The following is a 21,066-nucleotide window of genomic DNA, read 5'->3' as shown; positions in this document are numbered from 1 at the left end:
CGGCGAGAACACCTCCAGCCCGCCCCTCTTCCGGAGCCGGGGCGGGTCCCTGGAGCCGCTGCGCCGCGTCCCCCTGCTGCACGGACGGCAGGAAGAGGGGCATCCGCCCCTTCGCCGCGCGCCTCAGTCCCGCTGGCGGTAGAGGCGCACCGGCGTCCCGGGGCCCCCGCTCACCGGGACATAGAGGAAGCCGAGCCCCCCGTCCGCCAGGGTGGCCGCCTCCCCCAGCCGCGTGTGCACCGAGGGCTGGCCGAAGCCGTTGCCCCCCACGCCCGCGCAGCCCACCGTGCCCGCCACACACCCGCCCTGGCCCGTGAAGTCCGCGCGGCTCGCCGGCACCTCCACCGCCGAGCGGTAGATGACCACCCCGTCCACCGCGTTGTCGAAGCCCACGTAGAGGGAGCCGGCGTTGACGGCCAGCAGCGTCAGCCGGGTGTTGCGCGGGTTGTCGAACTGGCTGAGCTGCACATCCCCCTGGCCGTTGGCGGCGACGAGCACCCAGTCCCCCGCGTCGCAGTCCTGCACGCTGGCCGGCGACGGACCGGAGACGCGCTCGGGGTCACACCGCCACAGCTGCGGCCCCGCGGTGGTGTTGCGGCCCAGGTACACGTGCCCGTTGAAGACGGCCATCCGCCAGGCCCGGTCCGACGGCTCGAGGTCCATCGCCTTGTCGGTGGTGAGCGACTCCTTCGCGCCGTACTCGGGCGCGCTCGGGGTGATGGACACCCAGTGCGCGGGCGAGCTCTCGTAGTCCAGCGGCTGCTGCACCGTGGCGCGCACGAGGCCTCCGTTGTTGCCCAGGTAGAGCTTGCCGTTGAACTCGCCGACGAAGTCGATGCCCACCGTGCGCGCGGGGTTGGCTGGAGAGCCCTCCGCGCCAATGCCCGGCATCCGGTGCGCCGCCAGGTTGCACACCTCATGGGACGAGGGCTTGCACGCCCCACCCGTGGTGCCGTTGCCCCGCGCATCCAGGCCCTCGGCCGTCTCCGCCGGAGCGCGCAGCAGCGCGAGCAGCTCGGGCCGGCGCGTCCCCCCACTGACGGGAACGCCCAGGTACGCCCGGCCCCCGTGGAAGCCCAGGGCCGAGAAGCTCCGCGCCGACGTCCCGTCCAGCGCCTGGCTCAGGTCCACGTACTTCATGTCCAGCGTCGCGTCGTCGTCCCGCGACATGTACACGTAGTCGAGCCCACCCCCGCTCCGCGTGCCGCCGATCATCAACCACTCGGTGCCGCCGAAGGTGCCCGAGGCGAAGAGGGCCCGGCCGTCCTCGTTGTCCGGGCCGCACTGGTACGAGCCCTCCCGGCAGCCGGGGAAGCCGATGGACGGGAAGGGCGCACCGGCGGTGTTGGCGCTGCGCGTGCCGGAGAGCCGCTGGGTGTCCTTGCGGAAGCGGAAGGCCAGGTCATCGGGCCGGACGCCGTCCTGGTCCATGCCCACCGCGCGCGTGCCGCTGGCGTTGGGGCCCAGGTACATGCGGCCCCGGTACGCGACGGCCGAGGTGGAGGCGACGCCGTCCGCGAACGGATCCACCTGCACCGGGCCGTCCTGCCAGGCGCTCACGAGCGGGCCGAAGCCCGTGAAGGTGACGCGGTCCAGCGGTGAGGCGCCCAGGCGCTCGCCCCAGACGGACCGCAGCCCGTCGCCGTCCTCCGTGTTGGCGGCGCGGGCGGTGTACTGCCCGCCACCCTGGAGGCGCTCGTGGGTGAGGATCACCTCGTTGTCACGCGGAGCGGAGAGCACCCGGGCGGAGAGCACGGCGCCCAGCGCGGAGGAGCCCGTCAGCTGGTAGCGCGCGGCACAGGTGGCGCGCGAGGTGCACCCAGCGCTCCCCGCCATGTCCGGCCCGGGCTGCATGGGCCGGGAGAAGGTGAGCACGACGCGGTCTCGCCCCAGCGTGGTGGCGCTCATGAGGCGCGGCGGCCCGCCCACCTCGAAGTCCGCGTGGCGCGGCGAGCCCACCTCGTTGTCCGCCCGGTCCACCACGCCCGACACATGCACGGTGTAGCGGCCATTTCCCGGCGCGAAGGGGAGCTGGATGTCGACGGTGTTGGGGTCCACCTCGGTGAGCTCGCTGCCCAGCCAGAAGGCATCCGAGGGCGTGCACTCGTGGGGCGTCTCGTCCGTCAGCTCCACGCAATAGTTGTCGGGGTTGAGGATGCTGGCGGGGGAGCCGTCCCGCCGCATGGGCTCGGAGAAGCGCACGCGGAGCACCGTGCTCCCCGGCAGGAAGGCCATCTGCACCCGGGGCGCGAAGTCGTCCTTCTCGCAGGCCCCCGCCCGGCACGCGAGGCCGGCCGCGCAGTGCGAGTCCTCCCGGCACCGCGCGCACACGCTCTCGAGGCACAGGAGCGAGGCGCCGCAGTCGGAGTCCCCTCCGCAGCTCTCCCCCTCGGCGCACGCCCCGCCCGTGCAGCCCGGCGGCACCGGCTGGCAGACGCCGCTCCGGCACTCGCCGCCCGCGCAGTCCGCGTCGTCCTGGCAGCCCTCATCCCGGCTGCCGCAGGGCTGGCAGCTCCCGCCGCAGTCCACGTCCAGCTCGTCCCCGTTGCGCAAGCCGTCGGCGCAGACTCCGGCCGAGCTGCCAGGCAGGCTGTAGGTGACGAGCGGATCTCCACACCCGCTGCAACCCACCTGCACCAGCGCCACACCCCACACCCACGCCACCACCAGCAAGCGACCAAGCCGCATGGCTCCTCCACCCCGTCCTTCCCCTACCCACGGTGGGAAGTTGTCTTCATCCCCAGGCGACTGTGCACGGGGGGAGCACCCGCATCTGGTCAGCAGGTGAAAGAAGGGACTCCCCCGGTGTCCCCACCGGACAGTCCCTGGGTACCCCGAGTGGGCAATCGGGTTCCCACATCGTCCTTGCATCCAGGGCCAGCGCCGGAACAAGACAGGGCATGGGCCCGCCCCTCCACCCGGGCCCGCGGGAGAGCTTCATGGCGCGCTTCAAGAACCTGGATGGCAGCCTCCCCCACCCGCTCGGCAACGTCTTCAAGTGGGCCGTGGGAGACAAGCTGGCGGGCAAGCGCCGCAAGAGCCCGGACACCGCCCCCGTGCGCCGCGTGGAGCCGGACCTCGCCGCGCTGGCCACCCCTCCCGCTCCCGGCGAGGGCGCGCGCCTCACCTGGCTCGGCCATGCGAGCTGGCTGGTGCAGCTCGACGGCGTGTCACTGCTCATCGATCCCGCGCTGCGTGACAGCATCACGGGATTCATCCACCGCAACGTGGCTCCGGGCGTGCCCCTGGAGAAGCTGCCCCCCATCACCGCCACCCTGGTGTCGCACAACCACTTCGATCACCTGGACATGCCCACCGTGCGCCAGGTGGGCGCGCCCGTCGTGAGTGGACTGCGCATGGCGCGCTACTTCCGCTCCGGCTCGCCGCCCGTCACCGAGCTGGACTGGTGGGGCACCACGAAGGTGGGGCCGGTGACGGTGCACTTCGTCCCCGCCCAGCACTGGAGCCGCCGCGGCCTCAACGACGTCAACGAGACGCTCTGGGGTGGCTTCGTGGTGGAGGGCTCCAGCGCGTGCGTGTACCACTCGGGCGACACCGCGTACTTCGACGGCTTCAAGGAGATTGGCCGGCGCTTCCCCGCGCTGGACGCGGCCATGCTGCCCATTGGCGCCTATGACCCGGGCTGGTTCATGGAGAAGCAGCACATGAACCCCGAGCAGGCGGTGCGGGCCTACGAGGACCTCGGAGCCCGGCGCTTCCTCGCCATGCACTGGGGCACCTTCAAGCTCACCGACGAGCCCCTCGACGAGCCCCCCCAGCGCCTGGACGCCGAGTGGGGCCGCCGGAAGCTGCCCCGCGAGCCGCTCCATGTGCTCGCCGTGGGAGAGAGCCTCGGCGTGCGCCGCGCGGGATGACGCTCCGCAGTTGAGGGAGGGCGGGCGGTGTGCTGTGAGGGGGGTGCCATGCTCCTGTCCGTCCTCCTCGCCCTCACCCTCCACCAGGCTCCCCTCACCACCGTCGCCGAGCAGAGCGGCTGGAGCCGCACCGGCCGCTACGCGGAGGTCGAGTCCCTCTGCCGCGCCTTCCCCCAGCGCTACCCCGGCAAGGTGCGCTGCGACACCTTCGGCACCACCCCCGAGGGCCGCCCCATGCTCGCCCTCGTCGCCAGCGCGGATGGCACCCTCACCCCCGCCGCCGCCGCGAAGAAGGGCCGCCCCGTCGTCCTCTTCCAGGGCGGCATCCACGCCGGCGAAATCGATGGCAAGGACGCCGGCTTCTGGCTGCTGCGCGACCTGCTCGACGGCAAGGCCGTGCCGGGCGCGCTGAAGCAGGTGACGGCCGTCTTCGTGCCCGTCTTCAACGTGGATGGCCACGAGCGCTTCGGCCCCAACAACCGCCCCAACCAGGTGGGCCCCGAGGAGATGGGCTGGCGCGTCTCCGGGCAGAACCTCAACCTCAACCGCGACTACGTGAAGGCCGACGCCCCGGAGATGGTGGCGCTCCTCAAGCTGCTGCACACCTGGAATCCGCTCTTCTACGTGGACCTGCACGTCACCGATGGCGCCAAGTTCGAGCACGATGTGAGCGTGCAGCTGGAGCCGCAGATGGTGGGCCCCGAGACGCTGCGCACCCTCGGCGCGAAGCTGCGCGAGGAGCTCTTCACCGAGCTGGAGGCCAAGGGCCACCTGCCCCTGCCCTTCTACCCCTCCTTCCGGGAGAACGATGACCCCGCCTCGGGGGTGACCTACGGCGTGTCTCCCCCGCGCTTCAGCCACCAGTACTGGGCCGCCCACCGGCGCTACGGCATGCTGGTGGAGACGCACTCCTGGAAGCCCTACGCCCACCGCGTGGCCACCACCCGCCACGTGCTGGAGGGCCTGCTGCGCCTCACCGCCCGCGACGGCCAGGCGCTCCTGTCCGCCGTGAAGGCCTCCGACACCGAGGCCACCTCCGGCAAGGTCCGCGAGGTGGTGCTCGTCTGGGACAACACGGAGAAGCAGCGCCCCTTCCCCTTCCGCGGCTACGCCTACGAGCGCCCCCCCTCCGAGCTCACCACCCAGCCGTGGGTCCGCTACGACGACACGAAGCCCCAGGTGTGGACCATCCCCTATTACGAGGAGCTCCGCCCCGCCCTCACCGCCTCGCTGCCCGCGGGCGGCTACCTGGTGGCCCCGGCGCACGCCGGCTGGGTGGCGGAGAAGCTCGCCACGCACGGCCTGCGCTTCCAGCGGCTCGGCCAGGACATCCCCTCCGCCGAGGTGGAGGTGTTCCGCGCCACCGAGGCGAAGTTCCGCCCCGCCTCCGTCGAGGGCCGCCAGGGCCTGTCCGTGAAGGGCCAGTGGAAGAAGGAGCCGCAGACGCTGCCCGCGGGGACGCTCTACGTGCCGGCCGCGCAGACGAACGTGCCCCTGCTGGCGCACCTGCTCGAGCCGCTCGGGCCGGACTCGCTGCTCGCCTGGGGCTTCTTCAACAACCACTTCGAGCAGAAGGAGTACGTCGAGGACTACGTCCTGGAGCCCTTCGCGCGCGAGCTGCTCGCCAAGGACCCCGCCGTCAAGGCCGCCTGGGAGGAGAAGCTGAAGGACCCGGAGTTCGCCCGCAACCCGCGCGCCCGCCTGCGCTTCTTCTACGAGCGCCACCCGGCCTACGACGCCCGCTTCAACCTCTACCCCGTCTTCCGCACGGACTCGGCCCCCACGGGCCTCAAACCGGCGCGCTGAGGGCCCTCCTCACTCCGCGTCGGTGGCAGGCCCCGGAGCCCCCCGTTATCGTGGTGGGTCGATCACCGGTCATGTGCTGAAATACGGCCCATGCCGGCTCCCGGAGGACGATGAGCAAGGAACGCCAGCTGCTCGAGCAGGCCATGGCCCTGCTGGAGGCCCAGCGCCCCACCCTGGGCCCCGAGGCCACCGAGGCCGCCCTGTCGGCCTTGCGCGCACGGCTCGCCGCCCTCGCCTCCCGCGTTCCCCTGGAGCGCCGCCACGTCACGGTGCTCTTCGGCGACCTCTGCGGCTTCACCTCCCTGAGCGAGCAGATGGACCCGGAGGACGTCAGCGAGCTGATGAACCAGCTCTGGGCCCGCGTGGACGCGGCCATCGTCCGGCACGGGGGCCGCATCGACAAGCACATCGGCGATGCGGTGATGGCGCTCTGGGGCGCGGACGGCGCGCGCGAGGACGACGCCGAGCAGGCCCTCCACGCCGCCCTGGACATCCAGGCCCAGCTCGACTCCTTCCTGGCCGGCCCTCCCGAGGGCCTGCGCATGCGCATCGGCGTCCACACCGGCCCCGTCCTCCTGGGCGTGGTGGGCACGCTCGGCGAGCTCACGGTGATGGGCGACACCGTCAACACCGCCAGCCGCCTGGAGCAGGCCTGTCCCGAGGGCGGCATCCTCATCTCCCACGGCACCTACCGCCAGGTGAGCGGGGCCTTCGAGACCGAGCCCCAGCCGCCGCTGCGCCTCAAGGGCAAGCAGGAGCCGCTCCAGGTGTACCGGGTGACGGCCGCCCGGCCGCGCACCTTCCACCGCCAGGGGCGCGGGCTGGACGGCATCTGGGCCCGGCTGGTGGGGCGCGAGGAGGAGCTGCGCCACCTGCGCTCCGCCCTGTCCACGGCGCTCTCCGGCGGCGGCTGCCAGCGCGTCACCCTCACCGGCGAGGCGGGCATCGGCAAGTCCCGGCTGCTCGGCGAGTTCGAGACGTGGCTCGAGTCGCTGCCCTCCCCGCCCCGGTGTCTGCGCGGCCGCGGCAGCCCGGAGATGCGCAGGCACCCCAACGCCCTGCTGAGAGATCTCTTCTCCTTCCACCTCCAGGTGCAGGGCAGCGACGTGCCCAGCGTGGTGCGCGCCCGGTTGGAGGAGAGCTTCTTCGAGGCCCTCGGCCCCGAGGCCTCCAGCCGCATCCGCGCCCACTTCGCCGGCTCCCTCATCGGCTTCGACTTCAGCGACAGCCCTCACCTCAAGGGCAACCCCATGGACGAGCAGGGCCTGCGGGCCCGCGGCCTCGCCGCCCTCAGCGAGTACTTCCGCGCCCTGCTGAGCCGTGAGCCCATGGTGCTCTTCCTCGAGGACATCCACTGGGCCGATGACAGCGCGTTGGACCTGCTCGAGCGCCTGCTGCAGACGCTCGCCCCGGAGCGGCTCCTCGTGGTGTGCACCGCCCGGCCGGAGTTCTTCGAGCGGCGGCCGCAATGGGCCACCGCCCCGAACCACGTCCGGCTCGAGCTGCGGCCCCTCTCCCAACAGGACAGCCACCGGCTCGTGGAGGAGCTGCTGCGCAAGGTGGAGGCCATCCCCCCCGCCCTCGACGAGCTCGTGGTCTCCCGCGCCGAGGGCAACCCCTTCTACCTCGAGGAGCTCATCCAGATGCTGCTCGAGGAGGGCGTCATCCTCGCGGAGGGCGAGCGCTGGCGCGTGGAGCCCCGCCGGCTCACCTCGCTCAAGGTGCCCTCCACGCTCAGCGGCGTCCTCCAGGTCCGCCTGGACAGCCTCCCCGCCCATGAGCGCGAAGTCCTCCAGCGGGCCTCGGTGGTGGGACGCATCTTCTGGGACGAGGCCCTCGAGCGGATGGGCCAGGAGGAGCAGCCGCCCGTCTCCCTCCACTCGGCGCTGGCCGCCCTCCAGGAGCGCGAGCTCATCTTCGAGCAGTCCACGCCCGCCTTCGCCGGGACGCGCGAGTACATCTTCAAGCACGCCATCGTGCGCGAAGTCACCTACGACACCGTGCTCAAGCGCGAGCGGCGCGCCTTCCACGGCCGCATCGCCGAGTGGCTGCTGGCGCGCGGAGGCGAGCGCTCCCGGGAGCACCTGGGGCTCATCGCCGACCACCTGGAGGCCTCGGGACAGGGGACGCGCGCGGCCGTCTACCTGCGGCGCGCGGGAGAGGAGGCCCTGTCCCTGTTCGCCAACGCGGAGGCGCGCTCGTTCCTGGACCGGGCCCTGCTGCTGACGTCCGAGGCGAACCTCGCCGAGCGCTACACCATCGTGGCCGCGCTCGAGAAGGTGCACGGTGTCATCGGCGAGCGGCGGGCGCAGCGGTTGGACTTGGAGATGATGGAGGCGCTGGCCGAGCTGCTCGGCGACGAGCGGCGGCAGATCGAGGTGGCCCTGCGCCGCGCCCTCTACGCCTCGGAGGTCGGCGAGTTCGCCGAGGGCGTGGAGGCGGTGCGCAAGGCCATCCGGCTGGCCCAGCAGATTGGAGACGTGGCCAGCGAGGCGCTCGGCCACCTGCGCTGGGGACGCATGCTGCGCCACCACCAGGGGGACTTCGAGAGCGCCCGCACCCAGTTCGAGCGGAGCCTGGCGCTCGCCGAGTCCGCGCGGCTCGAGCAGCTGGAGGTGGAGAGCCTGCTCAACCTCAGCGCGGCCCTCCATGAGCTCGGAGACCTGGCGACGAGCCTCGCCTACATCCTCCGGGTGCTCCCCTTCTGCCGGGCCATGGGCAACCGCTGGCTGGAGTTCTCCGCCCTCCGGCACCTGGGCTACGTGCGCAAGAGCCTGGGCGACTTCGCCGGCGCCAAGGCCGACTTCGAGCAGACGCTCCAGTTCAGCCGCGTCATCGGCTACCGGTTCTGGGAGTGCGTGGACCGCTGCAACCTGGCGCTCCTCCACCACCACCTGGGTGACGCCCCCGGCGCGCTCGAGCTCGCCGAGCAGGCGCTGCGCATCGGCCAGGAGATCGGCAGCCCCCGCTACCAGGGCTATGCCTGGATGAGCCGGGGCCACGCGTTGCGCTCCCTGGGACGCCTGCCCGAGGCCCGGGAGGCGTTCCAGCAGGCCCGGAGGATCCGGGTGGAGACGCGGATGCGGCACCAGGAAGTGGAGGCCATCACGGGCCTGGCCGCCGTGGCGCTCGCGGCGGGTGAGCGGCAGGAGGCGCGCGGGTACGCCGAGGAGCTCCTCGCGCACCTGGAGCAGGCGCCCCTGCATGGCGTGGAGGAGCCCTTCTGGATATGGCTCACGTGCTTCCAGGTCCTCCGCGACCAGGAGGACGCCCGCGCGCCCCGCGTCCTGGAGACGGCCCACCGTCAACTCCAGGAGTGGGCCGGGAAGCTCCATGACGAGGGGCTGCGGCGCTCGTTCCTCGCCATCCCCTCCCACCGCGCGCTCTTGGAGGAGGCCGGCCGCCACGCCGAAAGCTCGACGCGTCAGGGGGATGGACTAGCGTAGGTGCTCCTCTCACCGAGGACACCACACATGCTCAAGACTGCCCTGAAGCTCCTGCTGCCCACCCTGCTGCTCACCACCACCGCCTACGCCGCCGAGGCCACCGTGAAGGTCGGCACCGGGGTCGAGAAGTACGAGGTCACCGGCACCTCCGACAGCTTCACCGTCGCCCCGAACACCCGCATCTACGCCGCCACCAAGCTCACCGGCGTGGAGCCCGGCACGGTGAACATCGTCTGGTCCAAGGACGGCAAGGAAGTGTCCAAGACGGAGCTGAAGGTGCCCCGCGCGTCGTACCGCACGCACGCCTACCGCACCTTCCGCGCGGGTGACTCCGGCGCCTGGACGGCCAAGGTGGTGGGCACCGACGGCACCGAGCTGGGCTCCACCAGCTTCCAGGTGCAGGTCCAGTAACACCCCCGCCGCACCGGTGGACGCCCGGGCCTCACCCGGGCGCCCCCTGACTCACGGCGTGGCCGTGCCCGGCAGGCTCCAGGGAGTGACGGCGTTGTCCACCGGAGGCTGCGTCTTCAGGTAGTCGTAGATGGCGCCCACGTCCTGCTCCGCCATCCCCCCGTAGGACAGCCACGCCATCAGCGTGTTGAGCCGCTCCGGCACCTCGCGCCGGGCCCCGGGCCCCGCGTGGCGCTTGAAGAGCCCGATGAACTCCTCCCGGCTGAGCCCTCCCATGCCCGTCGCATGCGGGGTGAGGTTCGCGCTGCGGAGCACCACGCCCTTCTCCAGCTCGAACTCCCGGCCTCCGGCGAACCACTGCCCGGCCCGTGGCCCCGCGTCGGGCGTGTGGCACTCCACGCAACCTCCCACGGTGACGAGGTACTTGCCGTAGGCCACCGTGTCCGAGCGGGCCGGCGCGGGGACGGACTGCTCCACGGGCTCGGGCATGAAGCGGACGAGGACGTTGAGCGGGAAGTCGAACCGCGGCGCCGTGAGCGGGCTACGGACGGCCGGAAGGGTCCGCAGCCAAGCCACGATGGCCTCCACGTCTTCGTCCGACATGTCCCGGTAGAAGCCATAGGGCATGATGGCCATCAGCGGCCGCCCATCCCGGCTCACGCCCTCTCGGATGGCCCGGATGATCTCCCCATCCATCCACCGGCCGAGCCCCGTCTCCGGGTCGGACGTGAGGTTGGAGGCGCACAGGGTGCCGGGAAAGCCATCCTCCGGCCCCATGCACATGCCACCCGCCCCCTCGGTGCCGAGCTTCGGCGGCATGCCGAAGAGGGACTTGTCCGCCTGCGAGTGGCAGTGGAGGCAGGCGGCCACGTTCTCCGCGAGGTAGCGGCCCCGCGCGAGCTTCTCGGGAGTGGCCTCCACCTTCCGGTCCGGGGCCGGACGCATCCGGGGCCGCAGCCCCCAGGCGACTCCCGCCGCCCCCAACACGCCCAGCAGCACGACGGCGAGCACCGCGACGAGTACCTTCTTCATCTCACGTCCTCTCACTTCCCGGGCACGCGCTGGCCGCGCACGTCGAGCACGAAGAAGAGCTCGTCCTTGTTCTTGAAGAGCCCTCCCAGCGCCGAATAGGGCTCGAAGCCGAAGTCCGAGTGGCGGGTGGTCAGCACGCCTCGGGCCGCCACCTGCGCTTCATCCACCGCCACCTCCAGGGGCAGCCGGACCTCCCGGGTGACGCCGCGCAACGTCAGGTCGCCCGTCACCTCCACCACCGCACGCCCATCCATCCCCTTCTCACCCGTGAGCGCGCAGGAGCGCGAGGTGAACTCGATCGTCTTGTGCTCATCCAGGTTCAGCTGCTCCTGGGCCCGCAGGTGCTCGCGGATCTGCTCCCGGTCACTCCGGGAGACGCGGTCCTGGCCCGTGAGGTCACGCATCTCGTCGCGCTCGGGGTCGAGCCCCTCCACCTGCACCGTCACCGACACCGCGCACCCGGCCAGGTTGGAAGGGTCGAAGGCGAGCGAGCCCCACCAGTCCGTGGCGCGCACCACGTGGTCATGCCCGAGCGAGGCACTGAAGAGCTGCACGTAGAGGTAGCTGCTCTCCAAGCTCGGGTCGAACGTGTAGGTGCGCGAGCGGGGCGACAGGGACTCCACACCGCCCAGGCCCGGGAAGTCATCCCGGGCGGGGAAGGTGACGCGCTCGCGATCCTCGGCGGGGGTGGTACCGCAGGCGAACAGGGAGGCCGCGCCCAGCAGCGTCGCGGCCAGGGCCAGGGGGAAACGGTTCTGCATCGATGAGCTCCGGAACGGGGGGCAGGATTCCGGAGGACGACTCTAGCAGCCCCGGCACGTGACTTTCCCGTCGGCGGCCCTGGAAACAGCCGGGCCGGAGACCGCTGGGACGCAGCGGCTTCCGGCCCGGGACTGCTAAACCCTCGGAGCGCTCAGTTCAGCTTCGGCACGCAGGCGCAGTAGCTCGTGTTGCACTCCGTCCCCGGCCCGCAGCCGCCGCAGTCGGACTTGCAGACACAGGCACAGGCGGTGGCGCTGGGCTGATGGGTGGAGCCGCAGTTGAGCGCCGCCGTGTCACAGACGCAACCGCAGGCCGCCGGGTCGAACTTGAAGCCCGGCGCGCACGTGGCACTCGCCACACACTGGCAGGTGCAGGTGGCCGTGTTGCACGCCTGGAAGCTGCCGCACGTGCCGCCGCAGTCCGCCGTGCAGGTGAAGTCGCACACGTCCCGGCTGGTGTTGCACACCTCGCCCGGAGCCCCGCCGCCGCCGCAGTCCGAGGGGCACTCACACCGGTTCGTCTGCCGGTTGCAGCTGAGGTTGCCCTTGCAGAAGTCCGCAGCCGCCGGGTCGTAGTAGCCCGTGTCCGTCGAGCAGGGCGGCGGGTTGCCGTCCTTGTTGGGCGTGAGGTCGCTCCAGTAGCGGTAGGAGATGGCGGCCTTCGTCGCGCCCGCCGAGGCCGGACGGCACGCACCGTAGAAGGACAGTGCCTGGCTGATGCCGTCCACGTCGAAGCCGTTCGTCCGGCTGCGGGGCAGGTCGCTCGCCGCGCACGCCGCGGGGTTCTGCACCGACTCGAGCGCCACCCGCACCGAGGCGCCGATGGGCGGCTTGAGCGTGCGGTAACCCGTGGAGGCAATCACGCTGTCCACGATGGTGTTGATGGCGTTCTGGATGGACGTGGTGCTGCGGATGCTGCCCACGATGCCACCGGTGGCCTGGATGACGTCCAGGTGCCGCGGGTTGGCGGAGGGCTCGCCCGGGTAGCAGTCGCCGCCGGCCGGGTCACAGATGATGCCGTGCATCTGGATGAGCTGGCCGGTGGGGTTGGCCCCCTTGAAGTAGTCGATGTACGTGCTGACCGGGACGGTGTCCGGCTGGTCGCGCACGTCGGTGAGGAGGATGACCACCAGCCGGGCGCCCGGACGGTACTTCCTGTCCGCGGGCGTGCTGGCGTTGGTCATGTAGTCTACCGCCACGCGCGCGCCCTCCAGGGAGCGCTCCTCGCTGGCGCCGTCGATGCCCACCCAGCACCCCTGCTTGGGGTCCGGGCACGCCGCGTCCTGCTGCAGCCACGCCTTGAACTGGTCGATGTTGCGCGTGAAGCCGCGGAACACGTTGCGGTTGGGCCACGAGTAGTCCGGCTGCGTATAGGACGTGGTCACCATGGAGATGCGCCAGTCGAGCTGCGAGTTGCCCAGCCGGTTGGCCACCGCCGTGGCGGCGTCACCCAGCGCGCCCTGCGAGGTCTGCATGGAGCCGCTGTCGTCCACCACGAAGAGGAAGTCGGCCATGCCGTTGCCGGTGGTGAAGGTCTCGCACTGCACCGCGTCCGCGTCACCGAACTGGGCCAGCGCCGTGCCGCCCGCGGTGTCGCCCATGACGAAGAGCCCCGGATCCCTGTAGAGGGTGGTGGGCGTGATGGCCAGCACCACCAGCACGCTCGCGTTGGAGCGGTGGACGTACTGCGCCTGGATCTTGTACCCGCCGCTCACGGCCGAGCCGCCCGTGAGCGTCCCAGCGCCCGTGCCGACGAGCTGGTTGGCCACCGAGTTGGCGTAGTCGCGCAGGTTGGTGGTCGCGCTCTGGTCGTAGAAGGCCTGCAGCGCGGGGTGGCCGTCCCAGGTGGTGAAGGTCTGCGTGGTGCCCGCCGTCACCGACGGGGAGAACTGGCCGCGCACGAACAGCTCGTCGCCCACCACGGTGGTCGAGGAGCCCGCCTGGCCGCGCTTGTAGGCGATGAAGGCCACCTTGTTCGTGTCGTCGTAGCCGACGAAGCCCCGGCCCTTGCCGCTGAGGACAATCTGCTTCACCTCGGTGAAGGAGGGACGGAGCGCCAGACGGATGTCCCCGCCGCTGTCCTCCTTGAAGACGACCTGCCGCAGGTTGCCCGCCGCGCAGGCCTGGCCGGCCGGCGTGGTCGTGGCACCGTCGGTGCGGTCGCGCGGATCCAACTCGCCCGGATCCTTCTGGCCGTTCTGGTTCGAGTCCTCGGCACCGTCGGCGATGCCGTCGCCATCGGAGTCGGAGTTGAGCGGATCCGTGGTGGTGGCCGGGTTCGTGTCACCCGGGTAGCCGCAGGTGGTGACAGGCGCCGAGCTGGCGGGAATGCCTCGCTCCACGCCGTCCAACAGGCCGTCGCCGTCCGTGTCGCGCTTGGACGGGTCCGTCTCGCCCACGTCGCGCAGGCCGTTGCCGTTGGTGTCCTCGCCCTTGAAGGCGCCCTGGTCCGCGCCGTCGAGCAGGCCGTCGCAGTCCGTGTCCTTCAGGCGCGGATCGCTCTCGCCGGAGTCCACCACGCCGTTGTGGTTGCGATCCTCCACGCCATCCGACAGACCATCGCCGTCCGTGTCCGCGCTGCGGAAGTCGGTCTCGGTCGCATCCTTGGCGCCGTTGCCGTTGGCGTCCTCGATGGCGTCGGGCACGCCGTCGCCGTCCGTGTCCGTGGAGCTGGTCCCGCCGCCGCAGTCGGAGCCGTTCTTCGGGTCCGTCTCACCCGGGTCCTTCACGCCGTTGCCGTTGGGGTCCTCGGTCCCGTCCAGGCACGAGTCGCCATCCGTGTCGGCCTTGAGCGCGTTCGTCCGGGTGGTGTTCAGCTCGATGCCGTCCGAGAGGCCATCGGCGTCCGTGTCGCGCTTGCGCGGGTCGGTCTCGCCGAAGTCCACCACGGTGTTCTTGTTGGCGTCCTCGTCGCCGTCCTTCAGCCCGTCCCCATCCATGTCGGGGTTGGCCGGATCCGTCTCGCCCGGGTCCAGCTTGCCGTTGTAGTTGCGGTCCTCCAGCCCGTCCTTCAGGCCGTCGCCGTCCGCGTCCGCGATGGTCGGATTCGTCGCGCGTGACGGCGTCGGGTCCGCGTCCGCGATGAAGACGGCCTTGCACTCCGCGCTCGTGTTGATGCTGGAGGTGCGGCCCACCTCGACACCATCACGGAGGCCATCCCCATCGGTGTCCCAGCGGCCCGCGTCCGTCTTCAAGCCACCGGGATAGACGGTGCCCCACTCCTCCTCGTCCGAGAGGCCGTCACAGTCGGTGTCGATCGTCGCGTTGCGGGGGCCGGCGCTCGGGCCCGGAGGCTCTCCGAATGGATCCTCCGTCGTCGGCAGCTCCGGAGGCGGAGGCGCGGGGGGCGGGGTCGAGGGGGTACCGGGCTCGTCGGTCCCACCCCCGGGCTGGGGGTCTGGGTCGGGCTTGGTATCACCACAGCCTGTAACGAGTGCGGCCATGAGCAGCGCGGCCGCGAGGAATCGGGATTGAGAACGCATGGCAATCACACAGGCAGAGAGGGGGGGTCAAATCGGTCCGCCAACCTGGGCACGCAGTCCTCCGTTGCCCAGGTGGGTGTCTAGGCGCAGGGGTCCGATCTGCCCGCGGCAGGACGGAATGCGTCCAGGCGGCCCACACCTTTCCGCTCGCCTGCTAGCGGAGCGTTCACTGGTGTGAAATGCACGATGGTTGACCCACCCGCGGGCAGGCTCGGCTATTGTCCGTCGACGTGCCTGTGTTCGGTCTCGCGGCGTTGTGGAATGGCTCAGCCCGTGCAGAGCGGGTGAGAGAGCTGGTGGAGGGGCTGGGGGCGTTGCTGCCCCCGCCGAAACCGCCAGGCATCGTCGTGGCCTTGCGGGAGGCGGAAGCCACCCTGGAGCTGAAGCTGGAGGCACCCAGCTACCCGCGCACCGCCCTGGAGGAGCTGACCCAGCAGGTGCAACAGAGTGGCGGCACCCTGGTGGAGCTGTGGCGCCTGCCCAAAGCGGCTCGCGATGCGTTCCGCACCGACTCGCTCACCGGCCCGGACACCCACGAGCTGGAGGACTACGAGGCCGCGGCCATCGTGCTGCACGGGCACCTGCAACAGCTCGCCGTGCGCGAGCCCATTCCGGAAGGGCCACCGCCCGGGCCTGGCTCCGTCACCATCGACTACTTCGCCAACACGGCCAACGCCTCGGCCCCCCCCGCCGCGGCCGAGACTCCGGAAGCCCCCGCCCCCACCCCGGAGGAGGAGCCAGCCGCCCAGGAGAGTCCCCGGGCCTACGAGACGTTCGACACGCAGCGGCACGGGCGCCGCTTCGCGGTGAAGCTGGAGATGGAGTTCCGCACGGAGCTGGACTTCGTGCGCGAGCACGCGACGAACATCTCCAACGGCGGCCTCTTCGTGCGCACGGCGCACCGCCCTCCCGTGGACAGCGTGGTGACGGTGCAGGTGCGGCTGCCCAACGGCGAGCGCCTGCAGGGAGACGCCCTGGTGGTGCACGTGGTGGACGATCCGTACAAGGGCGGCGTGGGGCTCGCCTTCCTCAACGACGACCCCACCTTCGCCGAGACGCTGGACCGCTACCTGGCGAGCCTGGCCAGCGGCCCGGCGAGCTGACGCCCTACCCCACCGACGCCGCGGGCCGTGCCTCGGGGAGCGGGGAGACGAGGACTCCCGCCTCGCCCACCACGACGAGCCGACTGCGCCCGGCGCCCTGCTTCACCACCCGCACCTGCGCGCCGATGCGCTCAGCGAGCCCGGACACGTGGGAGATGATGCCCACCTGCCGGCCGGTGGCCTGGAGCGCATCCAGCGTGGCGAGGGCCACCTCCAGCGTCTCCGGGTCCAGCGTGCCGAAGCCCTCGTCGATGAAGAGCGTCTCCACCTGGGTCGTCTCCGAGGAGAGCGAGGCGAGCCCGAGCGCGAGCGCCAGGGAGACGAGGAAGCTCTCCCCGCCCGAGAGGCTGGAGACACCGCGCACCTCGTCGCCCATGTCCCCGTCCACCACCTGCAGGTCGAGGTCGTACTTCGGCACGCGCATGAGGCGGTAGCGCGGGGCCAGCTCCTCGAGGTGCGCGTTGGCGTAGTACAGGAGCGCGTCCAGGGTGAGGCTCTGGGCGAACACCTTGAACTTGCGGCCATCGTGCGAGCCGATGAGCTCGCTGAGGGTGCGCCACACACCGCTGGCGCGCTGCTTCTCCTCCAGGAGCCGGGCCTGCTCCCCGTGACGGCGGCGGGCCTCGTCGTCCTGGTCGAGCCGGGCCTTCAACGAGGCGGCGGACTGACGCCGGGCCTCGGTGTCCGAACGGGCCCGCTCACAGGCGGCCGGGGCGTCCGTCTCGGTGATGGAGGGGAGACCGGAGGCCTCGTGCCGGGTGCGCTGCGCCTGGCGCTCCGTCAGCACGGCCAGGGCGTGTTCCTGGGCCTGACGGAGCGCCGACAGCGCACGCTCCTCGGCCTCGCACCAGGCGGCATCCCGCGCGAGCAGGAGACGCACGGCCTCCAGCGTGAGACTCCGCGCCGACAGCAGCGCCGAGAGCGCCGCCTCGGCCTCTGCCCTGGCGGTGCCCGCGGACGCTTGGGCCTGCACCGCGTCCTGAGCACGCGCGGCCGCGGCGGCGGCCTCCTGCTTCGCCTTCTCGGCCTCGGCGCGGACGGACTCGAAGGCTCGGGACGCGTCCGCCAGCTCCCGCTCGAGCCCGTCACGCACCTCGGCGGTGGGACGTCCGCCGAGCAGCGCCCCACGCGCGGCCTGCTTCTCCCGCAGCGCCTCCTGGGCCCGGGAGAGCGCCTGGGCGCAGCTCTCGGTCAGGGCGCGCTGCACGCCGGCCGCCGTCTCCGCCGGAACGCGCTTCTCCTTGGTCTGCGCGACGCGCGTCTCCGCGTCCTTCGACGCCTGCTCGCGGGTATTCCACTCCGCCACCCGCTTCGCGCAGTGCGCACGGAAGTCGACCGGCTTCGCGGCCAGCGACTCCTGCCAGCGCGGCAGCTCCTTGAAGGGCGCCGCCAGCACCTCCAGCACCTCCTGGCGCACGCGCGCGGCCTGCTCCACCTCGCGGTTGGCGGCGGCCTCGGCCTCGGCGCTCTGGCGCAGCGCCTCGTCCGCCTGACGCGCGGCCTTCTCCACCCCCTCCTGGCGCTCCAGCACGGCGGTGAGCGCGGCCCGGGCCTCCTTCGCCGCGCGCTCCAGCTTCTCCGCCGCTTCCTCCTCGGCATTCAGCCCGGCCTGCAGCGCCTTCACCTCCGCGAGCGACGCCTCCAGCCAGGCCTCGAGGCCCTCGGCCTCCACGTCCTCCGGGGGCAACGTCCCCGCGAGCTTCGCGCGCGCGTGGCTCCACGCCGTGCGCTGCTGGACACGCAGCTGCGCCGCGGCCTCCCGCCGGGCCTCCGCCTGGGAGGCGCGAGGGCCCGCCGCCGCCGCGCGAGCACTGGCCTCGGCCTCCGCCCGGGTCACCCCCGCGGCCTCTCCTTCCAGCTCCTCCACCCGCGCCCGCGCCTTGGTGGCGAGCCCTTCCAGCGCGGTGCCCGTCTGGCGGTAGGGGTGCTCGGTGGCTCCACAGAGCGGGCAGGGCTGGCCCGCCCGCAGCTCCGCGCGGTGCTCCGCCAGGTCCAACGTCGCCCGCGCCTCGGCGAAGGCCCGGCGCGCCTCCTTCAGCGCGGCCTCCTGCTCGAGGCGGCGCACCTTCGCGGCCTCGGCCTCGGCCGCCGCGGACGCCTGCTCCGCACGGGCCCGGCTGGCCTCCTCGGCCGCCTCCCGCTCCGCCCGGGCCGCCTCGCTCGCGCCCTTGCGCGCATCCGTCAACGCCCGCAGCCCCTCCTGCCGGGACTGCAACTCCACCCGGCGGGCCCGGCGTTCCGCGCCCGCCTCCTTGCCCTGCGCGGCCTCGGCGCTGGCCACGCGGGCCTTCGCCGCCTCCAGGGCCTCGTCCGCCTTGCGCTTCTCCTCGCCCCGGCGCTCGGCCTCCGTCCGCAGCGCGCCCGTCCGCGACTGCACCTGCGCGAGGGACTCGCGGGCCTTGGTTTCGTCCTGTGCCGCGCGGCCGTAGCGGGTGAGCTCCGCCTCCCAGCGGGGCCACTCGCGGGCCATCGCCTCCAGGCGCTTGTTCTCGCCGAGCCACGCCTCCGCCGCCTTCTGCTCCGCGCGCGCGGCCTCCTCTTCCCGGGCCACCCGCGCCAGCGCCTCCTGGGCCACGCGCTCGGACTCGCGGGCGGCCTCCAGCTTGCGCACGGCCTCCTGCTCATCGCTGCGCGCCCGCGTCAGCTCCGCGTCCAGCTTCAGCGCCTCTTCCAGCGCCGGGCGCGCGGCCGCCTCCGCCTCCACCGCCGCGGCTCGCCGTGCCTCCGCCTTCGCCCGCGCCTCCTCGCGCACCTGCGCCGAGGCCCGTGCCGCCTCCGCCTCCGCGCGCCGCGCCGTCAGCGCTCCTTCCGCCTCCACCAGCCTCCGGGAGGCCTCGTCCACCCGGCTCAACGGGGCCCGCAGCACCTCCGCCGCGCGCACCCGCTCCAGCTCCGCCTTCCGGGGCTCCGCGGCCTCCAGCGCCTGGGCCGCGCGCTGGCGCGACTGCTCCGCCTCGGCCTCCTGCGCCACCAGCCGCGCCCGCTCGGTGTACCAGTGCAGCGCCTGCTCGGCCCGCGCCTGCACCGCCTGGGCCTCGCCCAGCGCCGCCTCCTCCCGCGTCCGCTGCGCCTCCACCGCCGCGCGGTCCTCGTCGGACAGCCGCGCAATGGCCGCCACGCCCTGCTCCAGCTTCGTCAGCTCCTCCTGCGCCTCCTTGTGGCGCTGGTGCGCGGCCATGGACACCCGGCTGTACACCTCCGTCCCCGTCATCCGCTCCAGCAGCTCCGCGCGCTCGTTGGCGTCCGCGCGCAGGAAGGCGGCGAACTCGTTCTGCGCCAGCAGCGCCGAGCGCCGGAACTGGTCGAAGGACAGACCCAGCCGCTCCTCGATGGCCTTGAGCACCTCGGACTTGGTGCGCCCGAACTGCTGCTGGGTGGCCACGTCGGTGAGGCTCATCTCCTGCGGCCGGAAGCGGCCCTCGGCCAGCTTGCGCGCCCGCCAGACGGACCAGCGCGCGCGGTAGCGCCGGCCGTCCTTGCCGAGGAAGTCCACCTCGGCGAAGCCCTCGCCCGCGCCGCGCCGCAACATGCCGCGCACGTCGTTGGCCATCAGCCGCGCTTCCTCGTCCTCGTCGGCGCGCCCCACCGGAACACCGCCGCGCTCGCCCAGCCGCGGGGTGCGGTCGAAGAGCGCCAGGCACATGGCGTCCAGCAGCGTGCTCTTGCCCGCGCCAGTGGCCCCGGTGATGGCGAACAGCCCCATCTTGTCGAGCGGCGGCTGGTCCAGCTCCAGCGCGAAGTCCCCCGCGAGGCTCGTCAGGTTGCAGCCCCGGATGGCGAGAATCCTCATGACGCGTCCTCCTGCACCTGGGTGAGCAGCGCGTGGAAGGCCTCGAGGAGCGCGGGCTCCAAGGGCTCCGTGTAATCGCGCGTGTAGCGGGCGCGGAAGACGTCCTCGGGGGTGCGCTCCTTGAGGGAGACGCCCGGCCGCGCCTCGGCGAGCGTGTGGCCGCTGCCGGTATAGGCGGGGGTGAGCTTCACCAGCCGCGCGGCCTTGCCCTCGAGCGCGGCCTCCACCCGGCGGCGCAGCGCGGGCTCGGGGCGGGGCAGCGCGACGCACACCTCCAGGTAGGGGCGCCGCCAGTCGGGCGTGTCCGCCTCCAGCGCGGGCAGGGCCTCCAGCAACTGCACCACGTCATCCAGCGTGGCCGCGTCGCGCTTGGGCACCCGTTCAATCTCCACCCGGCGCGGCACGTGCAACGGCCGCACGGTGGAGAGCTGCTCGCCCTCCAGCTCCACCAGCAGCACCTGGTGCGCGTAGCTGGCCTCGGAGAGCGACAGGGGAATGGGCGAGCCGCTGTAGCGCACGCCCTCGCGTCCGCCCACCCGCTGCGCCTTGTGCAGGTGCCCGAGCGCCGCGTACGCGAGGTCCTCGGGGAAGAGGTCCACCGGCAGCGCGTGCTGGTTGCCGCCGAGAATCTTGCGCTCGCTGAGCGCGGACAGCTCGGTGCCCACCATGTAGCAGTGGCCCATGGCCACGAGCGCCTGGCCCGGCTTGCGCTTCGCCCGCGCGCCCTCCAGCACCTCGGCGTACACCGAGCGCACGCCCGCGATGAGCTTGTCCCCCGCCTCCTCGGAGACGAGCGGGAGATCCGCGGGCCGCAGGTACGGCACCGCCGCCACCCACGCGCCCACCTTGCCCTGGGCGTTCTTCAGCGGCACCAGCAGGCGCTCCAGGTCCACCGAGCCCCGGGCCTTGGGCAGCCCGCCCACCACGCGCACGTCGAGCGCGGCGAAGAGGGGGTCCGGCGCATCCAGCCGGGCCGCGGAGTCATGGTTGCCGCCGATCACGACGACATCGAGCTTGGGGCAGCGGATACGGGCCTGGGCGACGAAGCGGTACCAGGCGGCCTGGGCCTCGGCGCTGGGGTTGGCGGTGTCGAAGATGTCGCCGGCCACCAGGAGCGCATCCACCTTCTGGGCCTCGAGGGTGTCGAGCAGCCACTCGAGAAAGGCCGCGTGCTCGGCCTCGCGCGAGGTGTCGTACAACGTGTGCCCCAGGTGCCAGTCCGACGTGTGCAGCAGGCGCATCCGTGCGCTCCCCTCCTGTGTCCGCGACGAGAGAGGGGTGGGTCCCCGTCCTGCTCGCACGTTCAGGCGGCGCGCAGTGTGCCCGCAGGCAGGCGCGACGCCAACCCCGGGAGTGACAC

General features: G+C 72.4%; 11 protein-coding genes. 5 read left to right on the top strand and 6 right to left on the bottom strand.

Features of this window, described 5'->3' with window-relative positions; translation table 11 throughout:
• Positions 1-123: 123 nt before the first annotated feature.
• Positions 124-2,688 (bottom strand): hypothetical protein, encoded by a 2,565-nt coding sequence (locus NR798_RS07035; protein WP_375770650.1) that lies wholly within the window; start codon positions 2,686-2,688, stop codon positions 124-126.
• Positions 2,689-2,939: 251 nt separating this feature from the next.
• On the opposite strand from NR798_RS07035, the gene NR798_RS07030 reads away from it, so the two are divergent.
• The 4 genes from NR798_RS07030 to NR798_RS07015 all read left to right on the top strand — a co-directional run bounded on the left by NR798_RS07030 (position 2,940) and on the right by NR798_RS07015 (position 9,538).
• Entirely contained in the window at positions 2,940-3,875 is a 936-nt protein-coding gene (locus NR798_RS07030; protein ID WP_375770649.1) for an MBL fold metallo-hydrolase, read from the top strand.
• 48 nt (positions 3,876-3,923) lie between these two features.
• The gene (locus NR798_RS07025) at positions 3,924-5,681 is read left to right on the top strand and encodes a M14 family zinc carboxypeptidase (protein ID WP_375770648.1); all 1,758 of its coding nucleotides are present in this window, start codon (positions 3,924-3,926) and stop codon (positions 5,679-5,681) included.
• 110 nt (positions 5,682-5,791) lie between these two features.
• A complete protein-coding gene (locus NR798_RS07020; protein WP_375770647.1) occupies positions 5,792-9,127 on the top strand; it encodes an adenylate/guanylate cyclase domain-containing protein in 3,336 nt (1,111 codons plus the stop codon).
• A gap of 27 nt (positions 9,128-9,154) precedes the next feature.
• Positions 9,155-9,538, top strand: a complete 384-nt coding sequence (locus NR798_RS07015) for a DUF2914 domain-containing protein (protein ID WP_375770646.1) — start codon at positions 9,155-9,157, stop codon at positions 9,536-9,538.
• A gap of 51 nt (positions 9,539-9,589) precedes the next feature.
• On the opposite strand, the gene NR798_RS07010 is transcribed toward NR798_RS07015, so the two are convergent.
• From NR798_RS07010 to cglD, 3 genes are all read right to left on the bottom strand, one after another.
• Positions 9,590-10,570, bottom strand: coding sequence for a c-type cytochrome (locus NR798_RS07010; protein WP_375770645.1), 981 nt, complete (start codon positions 10,568-10,570; stop codon positions 9,590-9,592).
• A gap of 11 nt (positions 10,571-10,581) precedes the next feature.
• Positions 10,582-11,331, bottom strand: coding sequence for a YceI family protein (locus NR798_RS07005; protein WP_375770644.1), 750 nt, complete (start codon positions 11,329-11,331; stop codon positions 10,582-10,584).
• Between the two features lie 152 nt (positions 11,332-11,483).
• Positions 11,484-14,813: an adventurous gliding motility lipoprotein CglD gene (gene cglD / locus NR798_RS07000; RefSeq protein WP_375770643.1), complete on the bottom strand. Its 3,330-nt coding sequence runs from the start codon at positions 14,811-14,813 to the stop codon at positions 11,484-11,486.
• A 284-nt stretch (positions 14,814-15,097) separates the two neighbouring features.
• On the opposite strand from cglD, the gene NR798_RS06995 reads away from it, so the two are divergent.
• Positions 15,098-15,916, top strand: a complete 819-nt coding sequence (locus NR798_RS06995; RefSeq protein ID WP_375770642.1) for a TIGR02266 family protein — start codon at positions 15,098-15,100, stop codon at positions 15,914-15,916.
• Positions 15,917-15,920: 4 nt separating this feature from the next.
• Here NR798_RS06995 and NR798_RS06990 read toward each other — a convergent pair whose 3' ends face one another.
• Positions 15,921-19,706: an AAA family ATPase gene (locus tag NR798_RS06990; protein ID WP_375770641.1), complete on the bottom strand. Its 3,786-nt coding sequence runs from the start codon at positions 19,704-19,706 to the stop codon at positions 15,921-15,923.
• A complete protein-coding gene (locus NR798_RS06985) occupies positions 19,703-20,947 on the bottom strand; it encodes an exonuclease SbcCD subunit D C-terminal domain-containing protein (protein WP_375770640.1) in 1,245 nt (414 codons plus the stop codon). Before NR798_RS06985 ends, NR798_RS06990 begins: the two co-directional genes overlap by 4 nt.
• Positions 20,948-21,066 lie beyond the last annotated feature (119 nt).

Origin of the sequence: Archangium gephyra, from assembly GCF_042230915.1 — a bacterium.
Lineage (GTDB): Bacteria > Myxococcota > Myxococcia > Myxococcales > Myxococcaceae > Archangium > Archangium gephyra_B.
The sequence above is the reverse complement of the archived record's forward strand: the minus strand, read 5'-3'. Positions and strand labels throughout refer to the sequence as shown.

Excerpts from the sequence above, each read along its gene's own strand:
- NR798_RS07035 (WP_375770650.1), bottom strand. The coding sequence starts at position 2,688 with ATGCGGCTTGGTCGCTTGCTGGTGGTGGCGTGGGTGTGGGGTGTGGCG.
- NR798_RS07030 (WP_375770649.1), top strand. The coding sequence starts at position 2,940 with ATGGCGCGCTTCAAGAACCTGGATGGCAGCCTCCCCCACCCGCTCGGC.
- NR798_RS07025 (WP_375770648.1), top strand. The coding sequence starts at position 3,924 with ATGCTCCTGTCCGTCCTCCTCGCCCTCACCCTCCACCAGGCTCCCCTC.
- NR798_RS07020 (WP_375770647.1), top strand. The coding sequence starts at position 5,792 with ATGAGCAAGGAACGCCAGCTGCTCGAGCAGGCCATGGCCCTGCTGGAG.
- NR798_RS07015 (WP_375770646.1), top strand. The coding sequence starts at position 9,155 with ATGCTCAAGACTGCCCTGAAGCTCCTGCTGCCCACCCTGCTGCTCACC.
- NR798_RS07010 (WP_375770645.1), bottom strand. The coding sequence starts at position 10,570 with ATGAAGAAGGTACTCGTCGCGGTGCTCGCCGTCGTGCTGCTGGGCGTG.
- NR798_RS07005 (WP_375770644.1), bottom strand. The coding sequence starts at position 11,331 with ATGCAGAACCGTTTCCCCCTGGCCCTGGCCGCGACGCTGCTGGGCGCG.
- cglD (WP_375770643.1), bottom strand. The coding sequence starts at position 14,813 with ATGCGTTCTCAATCCCGATTCCTCGCGGCCGCGCTGCTCATGGCCGCA.
- NR798_RS06990 (WP_375770641.1), bottom strand. The coding sequence starts at position 19,706 with ATGAGGATTCTCGCCATCCGGGGCTGCAACCTGACGAGCCTCGCGGGG.
- NR798_RS06985 (WP_375770640.1), bottom strand. The coding sequence starts at position 20,947 with ATGCGCCTGCTGCACACGTCGGACTGGCACCTGGGGCACACGTTGTAC.